The sequence below is a fragment of the Cohnella terricola genome (genome assembly GCF_007786475.1).
GTDB lineage: Bacteria > Bacillota > Bacilli > Paenibacillales > Paenibacillaceae > Cohnella > Cohnella terricola.
In genome coordinates this window covers 148,150-170,309 of the sequence record NZ_VNJJ01000005.1, presented here as the reverse complement: position 1 = coordinate 170,309, position 22,160 = coordinate 148,150, and the positions used below count along the sequence as shown (strand labels likewise).

At 55.1% G+C, this 22,160-nt stretch carries 20 protein-coding genes and 1 other annotated feature; of the genes, 2 read left to right on the top strand and 18 right to left on the bottom strand.

What is annotated here, in order from left to right; genetic code table 11:
* Nucleotides 1-55: 55 nt before the first annotated feature.
* A complete protein-coding gene (locus tag FPZ45_RS10735) occupies nucleotides 56-1,003 on the top strand; it encodes a hypothetical protein (protein WP_144701114.1) in 948 nt (315 codons plus the stop codon).
* 101 nt (nucleotides 1,004-1,104) lie between these two features.
* Here FPZ45_RS10735 and FPZ45_RS10730 read toward each other — a convergent pair whose 3' ends face one another.
* The 4 genes from FPZ45_RS10730 to FPZ45_RS10715 form a co-directional block, all read right to left on the bottom strand.
* Nucleotides 1,105-3,699, bottom strand: a complete 2,595-nt coding sequence (locus tag FPZ45_RS10730; protein WP_144701112.1) for a DNA internalization-related competence protein ComEC/Rec2 — start codon at nucleotides 3,697-3,699, stop codon at nucleotides 1,105-1,107.
* A 104-nt stretch (nucleotides 3,700-3,803) separates the two neighbouring features.
* Nucleotides 3,804-4,322 carry a deoxycytidylate deaminase gene (locus FPZ45_RS10725; RefSeq protein WP_144701109.1) on the bottom strand — a complete coding sequence of 173 codons (519 nt, stop codon included), beginning with the start codon at nucleotides 4,320-4,322 and terminating at the stop codon, nucleotides 3,804-3,806.
* A gap of 31 nt (nucleotides 4,323-4,353) precedes the next feature.
* Nucleotides 4,354-5,643 carry a homocysteine synthase gene (locus FPZ45_RS10720; protein WP_144701107.1) on the bottom strand — a complete coding sequence of 430 codons (1,290 nt, stop codon included), beginning with the start codon at nucleotides 5,641-5,643 and terminating at the stop codon, nucleotides 4,354-4,356.
* A 76-nt stretch (nucleotides 5,644-5,719) separates the two neighbouring features.
* A complete protein-coding gene (locus tag FPZ45_RS10715; protein WP_186438342.1) occupies nucleotides 5,720-6,247 on the bottom strand; it encodes a ComEA family DNA-binding protein in 528 nt (175 codons plus the stop codon).
* Nucleotides 6,248-6,389: 142 nt separating this feature from the next.
* Between FPZ45_RS10715 and comER the strand changes: the two genes are divergently transcribed.
* On the top strand, nucleotides 6,390-7,223 hold the full coding sequence (comER, locus tag FPZ45_RS10710; protein WP_144701103.1) for a late competence protein ComER: 834 nt from the start codon (nucleotides 6,390-6,392) through the stop codon (nucleotides 7,221-7,223).
* Nucleotides 7,224-7,577: 354 nt separating this feature from the next.
* On the opposite strand, the gene FPZ45_RS10705 is transcribed toward comER, so the two are convergent.
* The 14 genes from FPZ45_RS10705 to FPZ45_RS10635 all read right to left on the bottom strand — a co-directional run bounded on the left by FPZ45_RS10705 (nucleotide 7,578) and on the right by FPZ45_RS10635 (nucleotide 21,989).
* Nucleotides 7,578-8,249, bottom strand: coding sequence for a hypothetical protein (locus FPZ45_RS10705; protein ID WP_144701101.1), 672 nt, complete (start codon nucleotides 8,247-8,249; stop codon nucleotides 7,578-7,580).
* 139 nt (nucleotides 8,250-8,388) lie between these two features.
* Nucleotides 8,389-10,824 carry a leucine--tRNA ligase gene (gene leuS, locus FPZ45_RS10700; protein ID WP_144701099.1) on the bottom strand — a complete coding sequence of 812 codons (2,436 nt, stop codon included), beginning with the start codon at nucleotides 10,822-10,824 and terminating at the stop codon, nucleotides 8,389-8,391.
* A gap of 60 nt (nucleotides 10,825-10,884) precedes the next feature.
* Nucleotides 10,885-11,127, bottom strand: a binding site (T-box leader).
* A 75-nt stretch (nucleotides 11,128-11,202) separates the two neighbouring features.
* The gene (locus tag FPZ45_RS10690; RefSeq protein WP_144701095.1) at nucleotides 11,203-11,991 is read right to left on the bottom strand and encodes a class I SAM-dependent DNA methyltransferase; all 789 of its coding nucleotides are present in this window, start codon (nucleotides 11,989-11,991) and stop codon (nucleotides 11,203-11,205) included.
* A gap of 48 nt (nucleotides 11,992-12,039) precedes the next feature.
* Complete coding sequence (locus tag FPZ45_RS10685) at nucleotides 12,040-12,978, bottom strand: CvfB family protein (RefSeq protein ID WP_144701093.1); 939 nt, start codon at nucleotides 12,976-12,978, stop codon at nucleotides 12,040-12,042.
* Entirely contained in the window at nucleotides 12,975-13,319 is a 345-nt protein-coding gene (gene rsfS / locus FPZ45_RS10680; RefSeq protein WP_144701091.1) for a ribosome silencing factor, read from the bottom strand. Before rsfS ends, FPZ45_RS10685 begins: the two co-directional genes overlap by 4 nt.
* A 23-nt stretch (nucleotides 13,320-13,342) precedes the next feature.
* The gene (yqeK, locus tag FPZ45_RS10675) at nucleotides 13,343-13,918 is read right to left on the bottom strand and encodes a bis(5'-nucleosyl)-tetraphosphatase (symmetrical) YqeK (RefSeq protein ID WP_144701090.1); all 576 of its coding nucleotides are present in this window, start codon (nucleotides 13,916-13,918) and stop codon (nucleotides 13,343-13,345) included.
* Nucleotides 13,908-14,495: a nicotinate-nucleotide adenylyltransferase gene (gene nadD, locus FPZ45_RS10670; RefSeq protein WP_144701088.1), complete on the bottom strand. Its 588-nt coding sequence runs from the start codon at nucleotides 14,493-14,495 to the stop codon at nucleotides 13,908-13,910. The genes yqeK and nadD overlap by 11 nt, the downstream gene beginning before the upstream one ends.
* Nucleotides 14,496-14,520: 25 nt before the next feature.
* The gene (gene yhbY / locus FPZ45_RS10665; protein ID WP_144701086.1) at nucleotides 14,521-14,814 is read right to left on the bottom strand and encodes a ribosome assembly RNA-binding protein YhbY; all 294 of its coding nucleotides are present in this window, start codon (nucleotides 14,812-14,814) and stop codon (nucleotides 14,521-14,523) included.
* Between the two features lie 76 nt (nucleotides 14,815-14,890).
* Complete coding sequence (gene aroE / locus FPZ45_RS10660) at nucleotides 14,891-15,733, bottom strand: shikimate dehydrogenase (protein ID WP_144701084.1); 843 nt, start codon at nucleotides 15,731-15,733, stop codon at nucleotides 14,891-14,893.
* A gap of 28 nt (nucleotides 15,734-15,761) precedes the next feature.
* Complete coding sequence (gene yqeH, locus FPZ45_RS10655) at nucleotides 15,762-16,886, bottom strand: ribosome biogenesis GTPase YqeH (protein ID WP_144701082.1); 1,125 nt, start codon at nucleotides 16,884-16,886, stop codon at nucleotides 15,762-15,764.
* Between the two features lies 1 nt (nucleotide 16,887).
* On the bottom strand, nucleotides 16,888-17,412 hold the full coding sequence (locus tag FPZ45_RS10650) for a YqeG family HAD IIIA-type phosphatase (RefSeq protein WP_144701080.1): 525 nt from the start codon (nucleotides 17,410-17,412) through the stop codon (nucleotides 16,888-16,890).
* Between the two features lie 154 nt (nucleotides 17,413-17,566).
* Nucleotides 17,567-19,795 (bottom strand): transglutaminase TgpA family protein, encoded by a 2,229-nt coding sequence (locus tag FPZ45_RS10645; protein ID WP_186438341.1) that lies wholly within the window; start codon nucleotides 19,793-19,795, stop codon nucleotides 17,567-17,569.
* Nucleotides 19,792-21,033, bottom strand: a complete 1,242-nt coding sequence (locus FPZ45_RS10640; protein ID WP_144701076.1) for a DUF58 domain-containing protein — start codon at nucleotides 21,031-21,033, stop codon at nucleotides 19,792-19,794. The genes FPZ45_RS10645 and FPZ45_RS10640 overlap by 4 nt, the downstream gene beginning before the upstream one ends.
* Nucleotides 21,034-21,035: 2 nt before the next feature.
* Nucleotides 21,036-21,989, bottom strand: coding sequence for an AAA family ATPase (locus FPZ45_RS10635; RefSeq protein WP_144701074.1), 954 nt, complete (start codon nucleotides 21,987-21,989; stop codon nucleotides 21,036-21,038).
* Between the last annotated feature and the right edge of the window lie 171 nt (nucleotides 21,990-22,160).

The following is a 22,160-nucleotide window of genomic DNA, read 5'->3' as shown; positions in this document are numbered from 1 at the left end:
GTGCACTCCGTCGACTCGACGGAGCTCGAGCGATATCAAAGGGATGGGATTTAAAATGAAAAAACCGAAGCCGAATTGTTACGAGGCCGCTAAAGGCAGATTGCGCAGACGTGCGAATACACGGCACGGAATCCGTCTCGCCGCCGCATTGGCGATCGTATTCTGCATCGCCGCGATCGTGATCGCAATTCCGGACCAGACGCACCAGCAACCGCAAGCGCCCGCCGGAACCGATGTTCCGCGCACGGAGACCCCGCCCCCTGTCCCGACCGAAAGCAAGCAGCCTTCGGAGACGCCCCCTCCAATCGCCGCCAAAGAAATTCGGCTCAACTACGAAGATGTCGAGAGCTCGCCGGGTAAGCCCCCTGCAGAGGTTAGCCGCATTGAGGCGAAGCGCATCGAGAGAACATCGGTCGTAGTCAAACGTACGATCGAAGCCGACGGGATGGACGATTTGCTGAACTTCGTCGTGTACGTCAAGAATGAAGGAGAATCCGAACTTTACATTGGGATGGTCGCCCCAGGCGGCGGCTCCGACAGGGAGATATACGAGATCGGTCAGATCGGAGAGCTTCCGTACCTCAACGACGTCGAAATCTTCAAAAGCAACTTATTCGGCCAATTCCATCTTCGCGCTTACGGCCCGTGCGGAGCGAACTGCGTGATGAACGTTTGGTTTCGCTTCGAAGACTCCGTCCCCGGCGTGCCGGTCAGCGATTTTCGACTGCAGGCGTTCGCCGAGGAAATCGATCTTGACGAGGACGGGACTCCGGAAGTCGTCGCGTCGGAAGCGTCCACGATTAGCAACACGCAAATTTACAAAAAAGACGGCGATCGAATCCAGTTCGTCGACCTGAACGAAACGCTATTGTCGGGCAATCCGGGTTCCGTCGTTTTCGACGCAAAGCGACGCGTTTTCACGGCTTATTTCCCGGATCGAACGATCGCTTACCAATACAAGAAACACGAAGACGTGTTGGCGCTGTTGGAAGACAGCTCTTAAAACGGATCAGATTCGTCCGCTTCTTCTCGCGATTGCGGCGAACATCCGATACGCTCCCGCTGACTAGCTCGGCTTGAGGTGCGAGAGCCCCCGTTCCCCGTTCATTGGCGCAGCACTCTACGCTCCATCGCTCCTCCCGGATGGATGCGGTATTGCACTTCTCCGTCGAGATCGGTTCGCCATACTCGGCTTCCCGCAACCTCCAGACGTTGGAGCACATCCATGTTCGGATGCCCGTAGAAATTGTTCTTACCGACGGAAATGACCGTTTCCGTCGGCAGCCAATAGCTGACCCATAAGCCGGTCGACGAGGTTTTGCTGCCGTGATGACCGGCTTTGAGCACGTCGATCGTCCCTTGCATCGCATTGTGGCCTTGCTCGTATTCGATATCTACGATCTCTCGTTCTCCTTTCGCTTCCAGGTCCCCGGGAAGCAGAAAATTCCTGCCGTACAGCGTAACGTGCAATACGACGCTGCTCGCGTTCTGGTCGTCCTGTCGCTCAATAGCGTCCGCTTCGGAATCTGAGTGCGTCGAGAGCGGATACAACGCCCGGATATGCGCCGACCGATCGACAGTCCATTCCATCGGAGCATGGACGCTATAGGCGGGGATTTGTTTATCGGTTGCCTTGTTAAGTACAGCTAACGCGCCGGGTGAAGTTTTGACCGTCCCATTGAACAGGAGCGCCCGTACTGGAATATGATCCAATACCGCTCGGGCGCCTCCGATATGGTCCTCATCCAAATGAGTGAGCACAAGCGCGTCGATCTCTCTCACCCCTCTTTTCAACAACAGCGGCACGAGCAGCTTGTGCCCTACTTCGTAAGGGGACCTCCTTTCTTTCCACTCATCCCCGGGCTTGCGGAAACCGATCGTCCCACCGGCATCTACCAATATATATTTTCCTTGTCCCGTCCGAATCAAAATGCTATCGCCTTGCCCCACGTTAATGAAAGATACCGTCGCCGTTTGATCCGCCCAGGCCGGCCGGTAACCCCATAACAGCCAGCATGCGCACGCCAGACCGAATGCGGCTCGCAGCCCATACGATTTCAGCCGATTCTGGCGGATATCCGGCAGGCCCAGCGGGTATAACGGCGCAGTAGACCCTCCTCCCGAATCGCGCGCCACTTGTTCCTCCGCCTGTTTGATCCACCACGCTCGCTCTTGTCGGCGAGCCAGCAATCTTCGGGCTCCCACCAGTCCGACGCCCATGAGCGCATATGCGCAGACGACCCAAATTAACGGCGGTTGTGGCCAAATCGTCCGAAAGTCCACGAAACCATTCAGCCAATCGACGACCGCGAAAGTTAATCGATTGCCCAGCGTCGCAAGCTTGGCCGGAACGATCCCAAGAGGAAGCCAGATCGCCCCCAAAGCGACGGCAGCCATGCCCAGAGGCATCACGATCATGCTAATGAACGGTACGAGAAGGAAATTGGCAGGCAACGATAGCAAATGCATTGAATGGAAGTAATATACGGTGACCGGAAAGGACACGGCTTGCGCGGTGACCGTAACGGCTAAGGCGCCGTTCAGCCGTTTCCACCGAAACGGCAGCCACTCGCTTACGGTCGGTACAAACAAGATCAACCCCAACGTAACGAGAAAAGACAGTTGAAAGGCGATTTCCTCGATCAACGTCGGGTTCCAGATGAGCATCGCCATGGCCGCCGCGAACAGCAAATGAAGCCCGTCTTTCAGCGCCTGTTTGCGAGCCAGCCAAAGCGCGATCATCGCCATCAGGCAAGCCCGAACGACCGACGGGGAAGCTCCCGTAATCATCATATAGACCGGCATCATAGCGATCGTAATATCTAGCGAACGTTCCCTCGTCAGCCTGATCCAAGCTCCCACTTGCAGCAACAAATAAACGACGACGCCCACGTGCAGCCCGGATATCGCCAGCACATGCGTCATTCCAATACGGGCAAAGCTGTCATACTGTGCGGGATCGAGATCGGAACGAATGCCGATCACCAGACCTTTCATATAACCCGAATCTCCGCCAGGAAACAAGCGGTCCATCAAAGCGCCTATCGTATTCCGAGCATCATCGAAAAAGCGCAAAGGCTGCATCGACAGAGGAACGGGTTTCTTCTCGTCGTTAACGGAACCAAGCCCTTTGACCGACAACTGCCAATAAATTCCTTGTTTTATCAGATAACTTCGATAGTCGAACGCGCCGAAGTTGCCCGCTTCCCCCGGCAATTCTAATGTACCTTTCGCGAGAAAGCCGTCGCCTCTTCTCCATCTCCCGGCGACCTCCTGGTCGGACTGTTTGCTCAGTCTGATTCTGACGACAACCGTATCGGTCATCGGGGAGTCGTGATCGTCGGAAGCCAATCGGATCTTATCCGCCTTCAGCATAAAGGAAACCAAATCCCCGTCCACTTCGATGGCCGACGATATACGGCCGTGCAGTTCGGCTTCGATTCCGCTCTCGGCAAGCGAGATCTCCAGATCGGAATAACGATCCCTATCTTGCCACGCCCTTTCCCCATAAGCCAGCAGCAACGCCGTGCCACAAACCAGTACAAGCTTTGGGGTAACGATTCCGGCTATCGCGCAAGCAAACAGAAGAATAAGCAAAGAGGCGAGCGCCACGAACGCTTCCTTTCCAGGGCACAGCGGGAATACCGCGGTCCCGGCAATAAAACTGCAAGCAACAGCGACCAGCGGTCTCCGGTTCATCGTCGGTTCCTCCTTATCACAAAAAAAAAGCCCTCTCCGCCGAGTGTCGATGCTCGGCGAAGAGGTGCTTCCTCTTCAAGCTGTTTCTATGGGTCATGCTCAAGCTAAGATCCGTCTTGAACCTCCGTATCCGGCGGAGGAGCGTAATACTCGAGCTTGCGAAAAATCAAGCCCCTTTGCTCCATAAGCGCGGCTACTTTATCGTAGTCTTTCGGATAAGGCCGGTAGTACACGATTTCCGATATTCCGCTGTTCGCGAGCATATTCGCGCACGTCCAGCACGGTTGGTCAGTGACGTATACGACCGAGCCTTCGCGATCCACGCGGTCCGTAAAAAGCAGCAGGTTCTGCTCGGCGTGTATCGTCCGAATGCACCGTTGCTTCTTGACCATGGCCGCCGCTGAGGTTCCCGCCGGAGCGGGTTCGTATTCCTCGACGATCATGCACCCCGCCTCGGAACAATCCTGAACGCCCATCGGAGCGCCGTTGTATGCCGTGCCGAGCAGTTTTTTCCCCTGCACGAGCACGGTTCCAACGTGCCGCCGCGGACAACGGGAGCGAGTCGAAACCATGAACGCTATATCCATAAAATACGTATCCCAGTCCTTGCGCAGGGCTGCCATCTTTCACACCTCCGCCCGGCGAATGCCGGTATTACCGCTGGCTGGCCGTAAGCGCCTGCTCCAGATCCTGAATAATATCTTTGATGCCTTCCGTGCCGATCGACAAACGGATCATACCCGGCTGAACGCCGGCTGCGATTTGCTCATCTTCGCTGAGTTGCTGGTGCGTCGTGCTCGCAGGATGAATAATCAGCGACTTGGAATCGCCGACATTCGCCAAATGCGAGAACAGCTTGACAGCATTAATGACTTTCTTCCCGGCTTCCACTCCGCCTTTAATGCCGAAAGTCAGAATCGCGCCTTGGCCGTTCGGCAAGTAACGTTGAGCGAGCTCGTAAGACGGGTGGCTTTCCAGACCCGCATAGCTTACCCACTCGACCGCCGAATGGGATTCGAGGAAACGTGCAACCGCAAGCGCGTTGCTGCTGTGGCGTTCCATGCGCAGATGCAGCGTCTCCAATCCTTGCAGAAGCAAGAACGAGTTAAACGGCGAGATCGCCGCTCCCATGTCACGAAGCAGTTGAACCCGCATTTTAATAATATAAGCGATCGGACCTACCGCATCCGTATAGACTACGCCGTGGTAGCTCGGATCCGGCTCAGTAAGGCCTGGGAACTTGCCGCTCGCCTTCCAGTCGAATTTGCCGCCGTCGACGACGATTCCGCCGATGGACGTTCCATGTCCGCCGATGAACTTCGTCGCCGAATGAAGCACGATGTCCGCGCCGTGATCGAGCGGACGGCAAAGCATAGGAGTCGTGAACGTGCTGTCGATGATCAACGGAATACCGTTTTCGTGCGCAATCGCGGCTACAGCGGCAATATCAAGAATATCGCCCCTTGGATTGCCGATCGTTTCCGCGAATACCGCTTTTGTCTTCGGCGTAATCGCCGCACGGAAATTTTCCGGATCGGACGGATCTACGAAGTGTACTTTAATGCCCAATTTGGGCAGGGTAATCGCAAAAAGGTTGTAAGTTCCGCCGTAGAGGCTCGCCGAGGATACGATTTCGTCCCCTGCTCCAGCGATATTAAAAATAGAATATGTAATCGCGGATTGTCCGGAAGCGACTGCAAGAGCGGCTGCGCCTCCTTCCAGAGCGGCAACGCGTTGCTCGAACACGTCCGAGGTCGGGTTCATGATCCGAGTATAAATATTGCCGAATTCTTTCAACGCGAACAAGTCGGCAGCGTGGTCGGTATCGCGAAAACCGTAAGAAGTCGTTTGATAAATTGGAACAGCGCGGGACATCGTCGCAGGATCGATTTGTTGTCCGGCATGAACCGCTAATGTTTCCAACGAATAGGATTCATTGCTCATTCAGTTAGCCTCCTAAAGTATTAGTTTTCCTCCTTATTTTCTCATAATTATTGCGAATGTAAAGCGGGGTTTGTTTTTATTTCTGCGAGATTCGGACGAGGCCGGATATTCTTTCATATACTTTGGGGCCGATCCCCTTAACGTCCCTGAGTTGATCGATTTGACGGAAGCCGTTTATTTTCTCGCGGTAAGCTATGATCGCTTTCGCTTTGGATGGACCGATGCCGGGCAAAGTCTCCAGCTCCGATTGTGTCGCTCGATTGAGATCGATCAAGCTTCCGGAGGAATCCGCCGAAGGTACGGGAGGATCCTTGATAACTTCCGTGCTGGGACCGACGCTTTCTGCAGGTTCGGTTTCAGGTGCGCTCGGCTCGTTCCCGCTCGCTGCCGCGAGCAAATCCGGCTTGCGATCTGTGTCGGCGGCTTGTTCGCGTTTAACGGGCTCGGACAATCTTTCGACAGCCGCTTTCAATGGTTCGTTAACCGGCTTCCATTCGGTGATTGGGTTTTTCGTCGATCCGAGGAACAAGGCGTAAACGAGAAGCGCGACGCCGGTCATAAACAATACGGCGATGAGGGGTTTCCGTATAGTTGTTTTCATCATTGCAGTATCCTCCATTCTTAAATTTGCATATATATACGAGAAAACGACTGCGACGGCAAGCCATGATGAAAAAAAGATTCATGACGTCCAAGCTTTTATTCATAGAATGGGATGTAAACATACGTCTTGGGAGGGAATGCGGATGAAAATCGGCTTCATCGGTGCAGGTAGTATGGGCAGCTTACTCGTGGGAGCATTCGTACGCGCCGGTGCGATGCAGCCGGACGACATCGTCATCAGTTCTCGAACGCCTTCCAAGCTATCCGTTTTGAAAGAGCAGTATCCCCGTCTGCATATCGCCGATTCGAACAAAGAGACGGCCACAGACGCGGATTATTTGTTTTTGTGCGTTAAACCAATGGACTTTAGACGAGTGCTGGACGATATTGCGCCTGTTCTAACTCCCGAACAGATCGTAATCTCGATTACGAGCCCCGTTAAGCTCTCGTCTCTGGAAGAACTCATACCCTGCAAAATCGCCAAAATCATCCCCAGCGTCGTTAACGCCATCGGCGGAGGGGCCTCGCTTATGATGTGGGGCGATCGCTTGACGGATGATGACCGAAAAGGCTTACGGGACTTGTTCTCCGCGATCAGCCGACCGATCGACATACAGGAAGATGAAGTTCGCGTCGCGTCGGACTTGTCCAGCTGCGGACCAGCTTTCATGGCGAGCCTGCTTGAGCAGTTTATCGATGCTGCGGTGATGTCCGTCGGCATGGATCGCGCGAAGGCCACCTCTCTTGCTTGCGAAATGATGCTCGGCACCGCCCGTCTCATGCTGGAGCTCCCTTGCACGCCCGAGGAACTGCAAGCCAAAGTTTCCGTTCCTGGCGGAATTACCGCTGCCGCTCTCGCAACGTTGCGCAGATCGACACGCGGCGCCTTCCTGCAGGTGTTATACACGACCCACGAGAAGTTCGCCGAAGACGTCGACCGCGTCGACTCATCTCTCTTCCCACGTGAATGTACCTAGCATACACACGCTCGCACCCCTTTTCGCACGTTCTAACTCGGTTTCGCCGGACTACATGCGCTCGCACCCATTTCGCACGTTCTAACTCGGTTTCGCCGGACTACGCGCGCTCACACCACCATCTCGCACGTTCTAACTCGGTTTCGCCAAACTACACGCGCTCACACCACCATCTCGCACGATCTAACTCGGTTTCGCCGGACTACATGCGCTCGCACCCCTTTTCGCACGTTCTAACTCGGTTTCGCCGGACTACATGCGCTCGCACCCCCTTTTCCGTACGTTCTAACTCGGTTTCGCCGGACTACACGAGCTCACACCACCATCTCGCACGATCTAACTCGTTTCGCCGGACTAATACACTTTCGCGAGAAGTTCTCCCGCTTGTTCTAAAAGACGATATTCGTGATACCTCTTCGAACCGGATCCGACTGGAGCGATCACTCCCTTCAACATGTGCTGCGTCAGCGTCTTCTTGGCCAAGTCATATTTGCATTGCAGACAATATTTCACGTCTTCAAGACGCAACGGCCGGTGCAAGTGCAACCCAAACCGGATGACTTCTCTCTCGAACACGGACAACTCCCTCATCCCCCTAGCACCCGCGATGCTCGAATGTTTTCCCATCAATTCATACATAGACTGCCGGCAAAGCTCGGGTTGCTTGTCCAATTGGTCCTTCGTGAAAGGCATATGGATGATTCCCCTCGTCCCTAGCGTCCGAACCCGCGTCCTTTCGAAATCGAACCGACTGCGGGTAACTTTCTCCGCATGCGAAGCGAAGCCTTCGCACTCCAATGCCGCGGATAATGGTACATAGAAAGCATCGATATAGATGGTCACCCCGGATGCGTTCGCCACCTCGTACTCTAAGACGATTCCCTCGAACGATCGCAGAATCGGCCAAACGACAACTTCGAGCAGTTTCTTCGTGCCGGTCAAGTCCATACTCAGCATCTCCAATCTCCTGCCCGAAGCCCCTTCCCGCTGGTCGCTCAAAAACTTTTCGAACGCTTGTTCAAACATGAAGAATCCTCCCAAAAATTTATCGTTTTTGTGATTCCATTAAGACGTCCGCCCTCCTCCGAAAAAACAAAAAAACACCGCTCGCCCCGTCCCGGAAGACGGAGGCAAGCGGCGCGTGCTTCGCGCTGCGTTAAATCATTTAATTGGCGACGATGTTGACGAGTTTGCCTTTGACGGCGATCACTTTGCGGACGGTTTTGCCATCAATAAGCTCCTGCACTTTCGCGGATTCGAGTGCTTGAGCTTGCATGCCCGCCTCGTCCAAGTCGGCAGCGATTTTCAGCCGTTCGGCAATCTTGCCGTTCACTTGCACAACGATCTCGACCTCGGCATCCACCGTGAGCGACACATCGTATTGTGGCCATTGCGCGTACGTGACGGATTCAGAATGGCCAAGCTTCTCCCACAGCTCTTCCGCGATGTGCGGCGCGATCGGGGACAGCATCTGAACGAAATGCTCCATCGCTTGTTTCGGCAGAACTTCGGTCTTGTAAGCTTCGTTGACGAAGATCATCATTTGACTGATGGCCGTATTGAAACGCAGGCCTTCGTAGTCCTCGCCGATTTTCTTGATGCTCTTATGCCAAACGCGGCGGAAGGAATCATCTCCCGGAACGTCCTGGATTTTGCCGTTCAGGTTGCCGTTCTCGTCGACAAACAAGCGCCATACGCGGGCCAGGAAGCGGAATACGCCTTCTACCCCGTTCGTGTTCCAAGGCTTCGTCGCTTCTAACGGACCCATGAACATCTCGTACATCCGCAACGTATCCGCCCCGAACTCTCCGACGATGTCGTCCGGGTTGATGACGTTGCCGCGCGATTTGGACATTTTCTCGTTGTTCATACCGAGAATCATGCCTTGGTTTACGAGCTTATGGAACGGTTCTTTCGTATTTACGACGCCGAGATCGTAGAGCACCTTATGCCAGAAACGAGCGTACAGCAAGTGAAGAACCGCGTGCTCGGCTCCGCCGATGTACAGATCGACCGGCAACCATTCGCGCTGCTTCTCCGGCGAGCAAATTTCCTTGTCGTTCTTCGGATCGATAAAACGCAAGTAGTACCAGCAACTGCCCGCCCATTGCGGCATCGTGTTCGTCTCGCGACGAGCTTTGCGACCGTTGCGAGGATCGACCACGTTCACCCATTCCGTCACGTTGGCCAGCGGGGATTCGCCGGTGCCGGAAGGCTGAATCGCGTCTACATCCGGCAGCAGGAGCGGAAGATCCTCTTCCGGAATCGTATCCATCGTGCCGTCCTCGTAGTGCAGTACCGGGATCGGCTCGCCCCAATAGCGCTGGCGGCTGAACAGCCAATCGCGCAGACGGTACGTCACTTTGCCCTTTCCTTTGCCTTCTTGCTCGAGGCGCGCGATCATCGCGGCGATCGCTTCCGACGTGTTCATTCCGTTCAAGAAATCGGAATTCACCAGTTTGCCGTCGCCGGTATAAGCCGCTTCCGCGACGTCGCCGCCCGCAACAACCTCGATGATCGGCAGACCGAACTTCTTCGCGAACTCCCAGTCACGCTCGTCGTGGCCCGGAACGGCCATAATTGCGCCCGTGCCGTATCCGCCGAGCACGTAATCGGCGATCCAGATCGGCACCTTGCCGCCATTCACCGGATTGATCGCGTATGCCCCTGTAAACACGCCGCTCTTATCCTTAGCCAGATCGGTGCGCTCGAGGTCGCTCTTGCGAGCCGCTTGTTCGATATAAGCTTCGACGGCAACTTTCTGGTCGGCCGAAACGATCATCGCAACCAATTCGTGCTCCGGAGCAAGCACGCAATACGTCGCTCCGAACAAAGTATCCGGACGGGTCGTGAACACGGTCAGCGAAGCGTCGTGCCCTTCGATCGCGAACGTAACTTCCGCTCCTGTCGATTTGCCGATCCAGTTGCGCTGCATGTCTTTAATGCTTTCCGACCAATCCAGCTCTTCTAAGTCTTCGAGCAGCCTTTCCGCGTATTCGGTAATTTTCAGCATCCACTGGCGCATCGGCTTGCGGATGACCGGATGTCCGCCGCGTTCGCTCAATCCGTCGATGACTTCTTCGTTCGCGAGCACGGTGCCAAGCGCCGGACACCAGTTCACCGGAACTTCCGCGACGTACGCGAGACCCTTTTTATACAACTGAATAAAAATCCACTGCGTCCACTTATAATAATCCGGGTCCGTCGTGCTGAATTCGCGGTCCCAATCGTAGGAGAACCCGAGCGATTTGATTTGGCGGCGGAAATTGTCGATATTCTCCACCGTAATCTCGCGCGGATGGCGACCCGTCTGCAGCGCGTATTGTTCCGCCGGCAATCCGAAAGCGTCCCAGCCCATCGGGTGCAGCACGTTAAAGCCTTTCATTCTTTTGAAGCGGCTCACTATGTCCGTGGCGGTATAGCCTTCCGGGTGACCGACGTGCAATCCTGCGCCGGATGGATACGGAAACATATCGAGCGCGTAAAACTTCGGTTTGTCCGCGTCTTCCGTCGTGCGGAACGATTTGTTCTCGTCCCAGAATTTCTGCCATTTCGGTTCGATTTTTTGCGGTTGATAGCCTTGGCCGTGTTCGTGTGACATGTCGATTAACTCCCTTTAAGTTCAAATGCAAACAAAAAAGCTCCCGCCTCTAGCGTAATCGCTAGGGACGAGAGCGTGAATTCCCGTGGTACCACCCTAGTTGACGGGCATCCTGCTTGGATTGCCGTCCACTCGTGCCCCGTAACGAGGGGAAACGCCAAGCTTGTCGAACATCGCGCGCGGCGTGTCCGTTCGGCCTGGAGGCTCCAAGGCGAGTTCGTCGTCTTCGTTAACCGGCTTGCACCGACCGCCGGCTCTCTGGGATAACGTCTGACGAGTACTGATCCTTTTCTCAGCCAAAGTATGCCATGATTATAGCCAATTCCCGCGATCCGTGTCAAGTCGGACACGAGAGGAGTCTTCTCTTTCCTATTTCCCTTACTCCGGCTTCCGAGCGACGAAAAACAGCCTTTCCGATTCCTCGCTCGGCTTGTCCCATGTAAAGTCGGCCACGCGATGAAGGAGCTCAAACCCGGTCGCCGTCAACTGCTTCTCGACCCAATCCGGATTGTAAGCCCTCTGCACGTGCGATTCCTCGAAACGGCTGTACAACGCCTCTCCTCTGGAAGTCTGCTCCTCCCGAATGAAAAAAGTAAGAGCGTGCTCGATTTCCATCCGTTCTTCGTCGTATTCGCTCACCCATAAGTAAGCAATATCCGCTTCGTCGTATACGAACGGCTGCTCTTCCGCATATCTCTCGAGTTGGCGAGGCGAATGCATGTCGAACAGAAACAGGCCGCCAGGAGCCAGTCCCTCGTATGTCCGTTGGATCGTTGCCGTAACATCCTCCGGATCGGTCAAATAATTCAGGCAATCGCAGAAGCTGATTACCGCGTCCACCGGGTGAGGAAGTTCCCAATCCCGCATATCCTGCTGAAGCCAGCGGATCGTTCCCGGCTCGTCCCGGTAGCTCCCGCGGGAAGACGGTCCGTCCCATTTGTTTCGGGCGACCGACAGCATTTCCGTGGAGATGTCGATCCCGAACACGCTAAAGCCAGAACGCGCCAAAGGGATCGTTAAATTGCCCGTTCCGCATCCGAGATCGACGACCGTATGCGGAATCCCGTAACGGTCCCAACAGCGGCGCGCGAAACTCATCCAATCGGAATACGGCATATCTTCCATCAACCGGTCGTAGACGGCGGCGAACTGTCGGTATGTGCGCATCGTCGTTCCTCCGGTCCGTTTTCTATGATCGCATATCGGTTTGATCGTTTATTGATCGTCCTCGCGGGTTGCTTGATCTTTCGGTCGATCGTCTTCAACCAAAGTCAAATGCGTCCAGTTGCCTTTCTGCACGATCAAGCCGTCTTTCATCAGCTTGCCTAGCGCCCGCTTGAAAGCGGATTTGCTGAGCTGGAAGCGCCGTTGGATATCTTCGGCGCTCGTCTGGTCCGAATAGGGCATCGCTCCGCCCGGACGTTCCTTTAGGAACGCAAGAATGCGGTCCGCATCCTCCAGCCTTCCGACTTCTTTGCTTGCTCGGATGCTGAGCGAGACCCGGCCGTCTTCGCGAACTTGCGTAACGCGGGCCCTGAACTTCTGTCCAATGCGCAATGGATGAACCATGGTAGCTTCATTGATGTAGCCGAGCGCCCCGAAACCGAGGATGCCTCCTTCGACCAGCGTAAATACGCCATCGCGGAACACGTCCGTCACCCAGCCTTCCTTCCACTCGCCTTGCCACGAAGAAGGCGCGCGAAATACATCGGGGGCCAAATCATCGATCTTGGCGAGCCGCGCGAGCATACGCCCTTCTTTGTCGTGCTTCATGACAACGAATAGCTCGTCCCCCGTCTGCGGCCATACGTTCTTGCGTTCCGCGGGAAATTGCTTAAGCGGCAGCAAGAGCTGGCGCCCGATCCCCATTTCCAGAAAAAAACCGTAGTTCGGGTGAAAATCCGCGACTTCAAGCCTCGCCATCTCCCCGAGCGTAATCAATGGCTTGCGCAGCGTGGCCGTAATCCGCTCCTTGTCGTCATGGAACAGGAACACTTCGATCTCGGAAGCGACTTCCGGCCGTTCGCCCATCGCCTCTCCGTATGGAAGATGAACCTCCGGACCGTCTTCCGGACCAAAGCCGAGGAACCAGCCATAAGGAGAAACTTCCCTACGAACCCACAATCTCTGCAAGGTCCCGGCGGTCAAATTCATACGATTTCCACAGCCTTCGCGTCGGACCACAGACGCTCGAGGTGATAATATTCCCGTTCGTCGCGGTGGAAGATATGAGCGACGACGTCTCCCATATCAACGAGCACCCAGCGTGCCGTATCCTGTCCCTCGATGCGAACGTTATGACCCGCCATTTCCGCGGTTTTGCGGATTTCCGTCGCGATCGACAATACTTGCGTATCCGAATTCCCGTGACAAATCACGAAATAATCCGCAACGAGGGAAATCCCTTGCAGATTTAATGCCACGAGATCGTGTGCTTTTTTTTCTTCTGCGGCGTTAATGACCGTTTTCAACAATTGATCCGAACTTCCTGCCATATCTCGGCCTCCGTAATGTTTATTTATTTTTGTGTTTGTTTGATTTGCTTAATCAGATCGTTCCGTGCGGCAACGGTTAACGGAAAAATACGCTTGCCCCTCTCGACCAATACAGTGATGGTCGAACCGAAAGCGGCGGCCAGCGCTTCCTCCAAGCCGACGTTCGCCAGTTCCCGCAGGTGATCCACTCCGGGAAAGTCGCGTCCCGGTTCGATATAGTCCGCTAAGCAGACGATTTTGTCCAGCTTCGTCATCCGTTCGCGACCTGACGTATGGTAGCGTATCGCGTTCAGCACTTCTTCGTCGGTTATGCCATGTTCGGCCTGCACCGCCCACGCGCCGACGTGCGCATGCCACAACTCTTTGTCGTATTCCAGCAACTCCGGAGGCAGCCCCTGCTCGCGAATGATCGTCTCCATCCGGTCGATCGCCCACGCTTTGGAATAATCGTGCAGCAGAGCGGCAAGCTCCGCCCGCTCCGCGTCACCGCCATATCGTTCAGCGAGTGCGATTGCGGTATCAACGACGCCTAGCGTATGCTTCCATCTTTTCTCGGGCATCTGCCGCCTGGTCGCTTCCTTTAGCTGCTCAAGATTCATATAAGCCATTCCTTTGAATAAAGTCGATGACCGGATCCGGAAGCAAGTATCGAACGGGGCGTCCTTCCCGCAGCCTCCGACGAATATCGGTTGACGAGATGCCGATCGGGGGCATAACCGCACGGATTAAGCGACTGCGGATATAAACGGGCAACAAGTCGTCATCGCTCGGCTGATCCGGTCTTTCCAGTCCGATGAACGATACCTGCCGCGTTAGCTCGGCGATTCGCCGCCAATTCGGCAAATCCTTCACCATGTCCGAACCGACGATCCAGAAAAACTCCGCCTCCGGATGCCGTTCCCGCAGCGCGGTCACGGTGTCGATCGTATAGGAGGTGCCTTCCCTCTGCAGCTCGATATCTTCGACCCGGAATAACGGATTATCCGCGATAGCCGCCTCAAGCATGCTGCGCCGTCGCTCCCCGTTCGTCCCGGGCCCAGGCTTATGTGGAGGAATGGCGGTCGGAATAAACCATACTTCATCGAGCCGCGCCCCTTCAATAGCGGCTTGAGCCGCCAGCAGATGGCCGAAATGCACCGGGTCGAATGTTCCGCCGAGCAAACCGATTCTGCCCATAAGTTATCCCCGCCTTCCGTCATTGTTATCGAGGAAGCACGATCTCTTTATGGTCGACGGACTCCTTGTACAGGACGATCGTTTTGCCGATGACTTGAACGAGCTCGCAACCCGATTTCCCGGCGAGCTCGGCGCCGATCTCGCGTGGATCGTCGTCGTTATTCGTCAGTACGGACACTTTGATCAACTCGCGCACTTCGATCGCTTCTTCGATATGGCGGATCAGGTTGTCGTTGACGCCGCCTTTGCCGACCTGGAAGATCGGCGTCAAGTGATGCGCCAGCGATCTCAGGTGGCGTTTTTGTTTTCCCGTTAACATTTGTTTTTCCCGCTTTCTATTATAGAAATCATTTGTGTTCGGAGAATAAGTTAAAACTCATGCGCATCGGGACGGCCTAGGAATCGAATGATGCCAGGACGGACTCGCGCATCGCCAAGACGGGAGCAGGCTCTCCGGTCCAATACTCGAATGCGTACGCGCCTTGGTAAATGAACATGCCCAAACCCCCGTGAACGCGACAGCCGTTCAGATCGGCCTGCTTAAGAAACAAAGTCTTGAGCGGATTGTAGATCAAGTCGCTGGCCACGGCACCCGGCTTCATCCACGACGCGTCGATCGGAGAGGCATCGACGTTCGGCGACATCCCTACGGAAGTCGTATTCACGACGACGTCCGCCTCTCGGCACACTTCGCGAAGACCGTCCCACGGGACGGCGGTGATGCGAAGCTCCGGATCGAACGAGGCGGCCAGCTCCGCTGCTTTCGCTTCCGTGCGGTTGGCGACGATAATCGCCTTAGGCTTCTCTTGCGCCAGCGCCCACAGGATGCCTCTTGCCGCACCTCCCGCGCCCAGCACAACGATCGTTTTGCCGGTCAAATCCGGCTCGGCCTCTTCCTTGAGCGAGCGGACATAACCGATGCCGTCCGTATTATATCCAATAAGCCGGCCGTTCTCGTTGACGATCGTATTTACGGCCCCAGCCGCTTTCGCGCCTTCACTGATCTCGTCGAGGAACGGCATGACTTCGACTTTGTGTGGGATCGTCACATTTAATCCCCTAAACCCCAAGCCGCGCACGCCGGCAATCGCCTGCTCCAATCGGCCGGGGACGACGTGGAACGCCGCGTAGGCACCGTTCACGCCGGTTTCCCTAAACGCGCGGTTAAGCATGATCGGCGACCTGGAATGACGCACGGGGTCTCCGATCACCCCGAATAATAATGTATGACTGTCCATGATCGACACTCCTCTCCCATCAAGAGGCTTACGAATGAATGCTCTCTCTTAGCATCACTTTAATTCCCTTAGGCGCGTGCACATCGACGACGGCCCCCGTTTTACCGCTGGCTTGAATCCAGCCAAGGCCGGAGATGAACACTTCCTGCTTCGTGTTCGGAGCGATTCGCAACCTATGCCGCGTCCATGCCGGAAATTCGTCCAAATCCTCTTTGGCCGGCGGGCTGAGCATCTCGCCGCGATGTTGCGCGTAAAGATCGTCTGCTCGTTCCAGCTTCGTCCGGTGAATCGTAAGTCCGCTTGAGACGTTAACGGTAAAAGATTGCCTTTCTCCTTCGATGAAATCGAAGCGCGCCAAAGCTCCTATGAACAACGTTTGCTGAGCGTTTAGCTGATAGGTCATCGGCTTCAGCGGTTTATCCGGCAACAGCGAGGCCAAATCCTTGCGCGGCACGATCTCCGACATTCTCCAGGCGTACACGATTCCCGGGGTGTCGATGATGCTCTTGCCGTCGTCAAGCGGAATATGCACCGCATCGAGCGTCGTACCCGGATAACGGGATACGGTTAGTTCCCGCTCCAGGTCGCTGTAGTCGGAAATCAAACGATTGATCAGCGTACTCTTCCCAACGTTGGTCGCTCCGACTACATAGACGTCCCGGCCTTGCCGATATGCGTTGACCGCCTCCACGACGCGGTCGAAGCCGATGTTGCGGCGCGCGCTGCACAACACGACGTCCGCGACCTTGAGTCCTTCTTCACGGGCTTGCTTCTGCACCCAATTCCGCAGCCTGTTCCAATTCGTTACAGGCGGAAACAGGTCGATCTTGTTGACGACCAGCAGCACCGGATTCTGGCCAACGAAACGCTGCAAACCCGATATTAGGCTGCCTTGGAAATCGAACAGATCGACGATGTGAACGACCAGGCTGTCCGTCGACGAAATGCCGCCGAGCAGCTTCAGGAATTCGTCCTGATCGACAGCGACATTTGAGGTTTCATTATAGTTCTTAATTCGGAAACAACGTCGGCATACGGCTTCTTCTTTATTTAACGAGGAAGCGGGAACGTACCCCGGCTTCTCCTGCTCTTCGCTTTGCAGCGCGATTCCACAGCCCGCGCAATGCGGAGGTTTCTTGGTGTCCAGCGTCATGTCAGCGTCCTCCCTTTTCCGGCCAAAGTCCTTTTTTGCGCAGGCGCGCGAGCGCGATTTTCTCGATCCGGCGATTGATTCTCGTCGCCCAGCCTTCTTCGGAAATGGCGATCGGAGTCACCAATACCGTACGCAACCCCGCGCGGCGTCCGCCGAATACGTCGGTCAGCATCTGGTCGCCTACGACGACGGCTTGATCCGCTTCGAGCCCCATGAGCTGCAAAGCCCGGCGAAAAGACGCTCCCGCGGGTTTGCGCGCGGAAGGGATGAACGGGATGCCGAGCGGTTCGGCGAATTTGCTTACGCGCATGCTGTTGTTATTGGAAAGAATGACAACCTGAAAGCCCCGCTCCTTGACCATATCCAGCCAACCGATTAGTTGGGGGGTGGCCAGCGGGGTTTTGGCGCTGACGAGCGTATTGTCAAGATCCGTAATAATGCCGCGAACGCCCTGATCTCGCAATTCATTCAGATCGATATCGTAAACGGTATTTACGATCTGATCGGGAAGCAAACGCTTGAACATCTTCAATAAAAACTCCTGTCTCTATACGCCTAATCTTCCTCAAAATATACCATACCCCAAACGGCCTTGCAAAAAAAACAGGAAAGCCCGGACAACCCGCGCTTTCCCATATTCGCATTCTGTTCCCCGCCACAGGTAACGAAGTCTTACCCATTTATAAGGCTTTGCGGATTTTTTCTGCGGCTTCGTTAAACTCCAACAACAATTGGCTATTGCCCTTATCTTTACTATATCTTGCCCTTTCAAAAGACGACACCGCGCCGTCAAACTCGCCGCGCAGCGAGGAGAACTTGTTCCCCCACCGGGTGAAGCTCTCCCGAATCGTCTCGTGCGATTCCCTCCGCATGCCTTGCCGCTGAAGGAACGAGAGCAGCCTTTCCATTTCCCGCACGACCCGTTCATTCGGAGTGTTGCCTCCGTAACGAATTCGGCTCCACAACTGCCTGATTTTCTTGCTTCTGTATCCGAAGATCGCGCCGCAGGCAATCGCGAGAGCGATTCCGATCGCGCCGGCCAGAACGATCCAGTTCGTTCCTTTGCTAGCTAAATCCGGCTTCTCGACGGGCGCCGTATCTACCGGCAACTCCTTATCCGATTGAATCGGCTTGCTCGCGGGACGCGGCTGCGGGATCGAGAAACCGGAAGTCGGTTCGAACGGAACCCACCCGTACCCTTCGAAGTAAACTTCGGCCCAAGAGTGCGCGTCCGCATTGCGAACCGTATACGTTCCCGCGCCGGTAGGATCCGGGGCTCGCCCGAAGCCGCCGCCGTAGCGCTCCCGTTCCTCCGCGGCGAGATCGTAGCCGGCCGTGTATCCTTTTACCCACCTCGTCGGCAATCCGATCGATCGGGCCATCACAACGAACGATGTCGAGAAGTAGTCGCAATAGCCCTCTTGGATTTCGAACAAGAACGAATCTACGAAATCTCCGTCCGCCCTATCTTTCTGTTTGGTCAGATCCGGCGTGTTCGTATACGGAAAAGTTTCTTTTAAAAACTGTTCCAGCTTCTTCGCGCGATCGTAATCGTTCGATAATCCGCTGGTTTGCTCCGCAGCCAAGTCGCGCACCCGTTTCGGTACGCTATCGGGGATCTGCAGATACGGCTTTACATCGATGCTGCTTTTCTTGGAAGTGTCGATTTGGCGCAGCACGTCCTCGTCGAGTACGGCGATCTCCGATACGACCGAGTACTTTTGCACCCGCGCTGTTTTGTCCCAACGGAGCTCCCATTCGTGCGGATTCCATTTGAGCCCCGCGTTATTGTCGCTTTTAAGCTCGGTTACAGCTTTGGCGGGGCCGGCTGCGAATAGCACCGGCAGCCTGTCTTTGCGTTCGACGGTGACCGACTGGACGACTTCGATGGTCTCGACGCCTTTGGCCCGCGGCGGATCGAGTTCCAAAGGTTCGGCTTCTTTGCCGATCGTAGCTGAAACCAGCCGAGGATTTTTAACATCCGCCCAGCCTTTGCCGGTGTAGACCGACTTCGATTCCCCGCGCCAATAACTGCGCTGGGAGGTCGTCACTGTCATGACCGGCGAATAGTCGAACTGGAACCCGCCGCCGAGCTTGCGATCATCCCTGCTGTATCCAGACAATGACGAACCATTGCTTCTTGGCATGCTGACACTCTGAAATCCGCCTTCTCCCGAGAAAGCAGGCACCTCTCGTCCTTGGGCTTCGGTCCAAGCCGTATACGGATCTTCGAGAATAACCGGAGCGCGCGGCATGAAAATACCAGTCAACAGAACGAGAGTAATGACAAGGATGGCCGGAAACGCAATATCCAGCGGTCGTTCCGCGAGCGCCTCCCAACTGTCGGGATGGCGGTGACGAAGCTGCCCCAGATGGAGAACGACCAGCCAAGCCAGTCCGGCAGCTACGACCCACGCAATATTATGCCAAAGCTCGAGCGGGAAAAACGAATCGGCGATCGCCATAGCGGCGATCGAAAGCACGATAATGGCGATCGCACCGAATTTGCGCGAACCGATCCAAGCGATAACGTGCGCGGCCAGTACGACGCCTAAGGTTATCGCGAAGAACGGATGAAATTGGCTTGCGTGCAGCGATACGAATTCGCTCACCTGACCCCAATCGCGCCATTTTTCCGGTCCCCCATACCAAACAATCGGTATTTTCCATAAGATCATGCCCGCGATGGCTACGATCTGTACCGTCAGCCTGAGCCATAACAGCCTGGTCATGAGCAGCTCGGTAACCGCAGTTACCGTCAAAGTTCCATAAATGATCGAATACGTTTCTTCCCACCAATACTCGCCGAAAATTTGAATCAATTGAAGAATCACGATTATGGCAAGCAAACGATGGAGACGTTCGGTCAACACCCCGCGTAATATTCGACCTGCCATTTTTAGCATCATGCCTGTCCCCCCCTTAATGCTTGGGGGAGTTTGTCCAGATCGGACACGGATGTGAACTCCCATTGCTTGGCTTGACACAATGTGTGCCATTGGCGAAGTTTGGACGCCAAGTCCGCGGACGAAACCTTATGTCCGATATGAATGACGCTCGGAACCATTCTCTTGCTCTCGAGCGTTTCCATCGCTTTAATCGTCCGATCGTCCACGGATGGGCTGATGAGGACGATATGAACGCCCGGCTCGAAACGTTCGGCGACTTGACACAATAGATCGCCCATCGCGTGTTCCCCGTCGGCTTCCACATCAATCAGATGCTGAAAAACATCGTCCCGCGATACCGGTGTTCTACCTTCTCCGTACCAGTTGGAGACAGCCCCGGAAGAAACGAACCCGATCGGCATTCCCTTGGCGATCGTTAGTTCGAGCAATGACGCCGCAACGGATACCGCAAGCTCGAACTGATCTCCATTCAAGTACGATTGGGCATTCCGGTCGAGCACGAATACGACCCGGGGAAGAGCTTCCCGCTCGAATTCTTTCGATTTCCATTGCCCGGTCTTAGCCGTGGCGTTCCAATGAACCCGGGACAGTCGATCCCCGTGAATATATTCTCGTACCCCGTCGATCTGCGTCGTCTCCTTCGCCCATAACGACGTCAGCGTATGATGGAAAACGCCGCGCTGCGAACGGCGGAATAGACGCCAATCCTTCATCTCCACGGTTCGAGGCATCACTTGAATATGAAAAGGCTGTTGGAAAAAACCGCGATGCTCGAACAATCCGAAAATGTCCTTCGTCGAACAATCGGTTCGATGAAAATGATATCTGCCTCTTCTCAACGGCGCAGTCTCGAATTGAACTTCGCCCCTGCGGCGATAATCCGGCACGAACGACATTTCGTACAGTTGGGATTCGCCGCCCGAAGCGCGGACCAGTTTTTCTCTCACGATAACATACGGAAGCGGCCAAAATCCCGGGATTTGCATCTTAAGCTTCACTTGGAGCCTCGTGCCTGCGCTGAGCAGCGTCGAGCCGCCCACGCCGGTTTCCGTCCAGCGCGCGCCCTGCACGCCGGTAATGCCGCTCCAACGCCCAAGCAACAAATAGAGGGCGAGGGCGTTCAAGATCATGAAAAGCATCAGCGACGTTTTGCCGCCTTGGAACAGCAAATAAAAGAGGGCAGTGAAGTATAAAATCGCGCTTAACCACAAAGCGCGCGAAAAGTGCAGCCGCGGCATGATTATCGCTCCATCCCGACGGGAACCGGCAGCTGGCGGAGAACGTCCTGCAGCACTTGAACGGTTGTCGTTCCGTGCATGCGCGCTTCGGAACGCAGATGCAGCCTATGGCTTAATACGAGCGGAGCCATCGCTTTCACGTCGTCCGGCAAGACGAAGGAACGATGGTTCAGGAAAGCGTAAGCCTTGGCTGCGGATGATAGCGCGACGGCCGCGCGCGGACTTGCCCCGAGCAGGACGGCCGAATGCTGGCGTGTCCCGCGGATCAGAGCGATCAAATAATCGGCAACCGTCGACTCCAGATGAACGGTCTCGGCGAGCTTCTGCATGTGGGCGACGTCTTCCACCGTGGCGACCGCCTGAAGAGACTCGGCCGCGCGGCTCGCGCCCGGCTCCAACACAAGGCGTTTCTCGGAAGCTTCGTCCGGATATCCAAGATTGATTTTCATTAGAAAACGATCCAGTTGCGCTTCCGGCAAGCTGTAAGTGCCTTCGAATTCGATCGGGTTTTGCGTTGCGAATAACATGAATGGGTGCGGAAGAACATGGGTTTCCCCGTCGACGGATACTTTCCTTTCTTCCATCGCTTCGAGCAAGGCGGACTGCGTCTTCGTCGTGGCCCGGTTAATCTCGTCAGTTAAAAGCAGATTCGCCATGATCGGTCCCGGCCTGAATACGAACTCCTCCAATTTCGGATGATAGATCGATACCCCGGTAATATCCGTGGGCAATAAGTCAGGATTACATTGAATGCGATGAAATACGCCGCCGATCGACATGGCCAGCGATTTAACCAGTTGCGTCTTGCCGGTGCCCGGCACATCCTCGATCAGCACGTGGCCGCCAGCAAGCATCGCCGTAAGCATCGAGGCGATTTCCTCTTTTTTACCGTAAACACAGGATTCCATATTTTGTCTGATTTGATCTAATAATTGCATCGCGGCATGATGATCCATTCCCGTTCCTCCTATGGATTCTACTTTGATGTCGTTTTATATTGTCCTCTTTCATTATACCGGAATTTGGATGGCATCGTAAATTTTAGTTTCTTCCAAAAATCCATAGAGAAACAGCCAAACCCTGCGGGGCTTGGCTGTAAAGGACAATTTCCAACATTTAAATAATGG

Coding starts and splice junctions, on each gene's coding strand:
- FPZ45_RS10645 (WP_186438341.1), bottom strand. CDS start 19,795: ATGATGCTAAAAATGGCAGGTCGAATATTACGCGGGGTGTTGACCGAA.
- aroE (WP_144701084.1), bottom strand. CDS start 15,733: ATGGACAGTCATACATTATTATTCGGGGTGATCGGAGACCCCGTGCGT.
- FPZ45_RS10705 (WP_144701101.1), bottom strand. CDS start 8,249: ATGTTTGAACAAGCGTTCGAAAAGTTTTTGAGCGACCAGCGGGAAGGG.
- yhbY (WP_144701086.1), bottom strand. CDS start 14,814: ATGTTAACGGGAAAACAAAAACGCCACCTGAGATCGCTGGCGCATCAC.
- nadD (WP_144701088.1), bottom strand. CDS start 14,495: ATGGGCAGAATCGGTTTGCTCGGCGGAACATTCGACCCGGTGCATTTC.
- FPZ45_RS10635 (WP_144701074.1), bottom strand. CDS start 21,989: ATGGATCATCATGCCGCGATGCAATTATTAGATCAAATCAGACAAAAT.
- FPZ45_RS10640 (WP_144701076.1), bottom strand. CDS start 21,033: ATGCCGCGGCTGCACTTTTCGCGCGCTTTGTGGTTAAGCGCGATTTTA.
- comER (WP_144701103.1), top strand. CDS start 6,390: ATGAAAATCGGCTTCATCGGTGCAGGTAGTATGGGCAGCTTACTCGTG.
- FPZ45_RS10735 (WP_144701114.1), top strand. CDS start 56: ATGAAAAAACCGAAGCCGAATTGTTACGAGGCCGCTAAAGGCAGATTG.
- leuS (WP_144701099.1), bottom strand. CDS start 10,824: ATGTCACACGAACACGGCCAAGGCTATCAACCGCAAAAAATCGAACCG.
- FPZ45_RS10730 (WP_144701112.1), bottom strand. CDS start 3,699: ATGAACCGGAGACCGCTGGTCGCTGTTGCTTGCAGTTTTATTGCCGGG.
- FPZ45_RS10720 (WP_144701107.1), bottom strand. CDS start 5,643: ATGAGCAATGAATCCTATTCGTTGGAAACATTAGCGGTTCATGCCGGA.
- FPZ45_RS10715 (WP_186438342.1), bottom strand. CDS start 6,247: ATGATGAAAACAACTATACGGAAACCCCTCATCGCCGTATTGTTTATG.
- FPZ45_RS10685 (WP_144701093.1), bottom strand. CDS start 12,978: ATGAATTTGACCGCCGGGACCTTGCAGAGATTGTGGGTTCGTAGGGAA.
- FPZ45_RS10725 (WP_144701109.1), bottom strand. CDS start 4,322: ATGGCAGCCCTGCGCAAGGACTGGGATACGTATTTTATGGATATAGCG.
- rsfS (WP_144701091.1), bottom strand. CDS start 13,319: ATGGCAGGAAGTTCGGATCAATTGTTGAAAACGGTCATTAACGCCGCA.
- FPZ45_RS10690 (WP_144701095.1), bottom strand. CDS start 11,991: ATGCGCACATACCGACAGTTCGCCGCCGTCTACGACCGGTTGATGGAA.
- FPZ45_RS10650 (WP_144701080.1), bottom strand. CDS start 17,412: ATGTTCAAGCGTTTGCTTCCCGATCAGATCGTAAATACCGTTTACGAT.
- yqeH (WP_144701082.1), bottom strand. CDS start 16,886: ATGACGCTGGACACCAAGAAACCTCCGCATTGCGCGGGCTGTGGAATC.
- yqeK (WP_144701090.1), bottom strand. CDS start 13,918: ATGAATCTTGAGCAGCTAAAGGAAGCGACCAGGCGGCAGATGCCCGAG.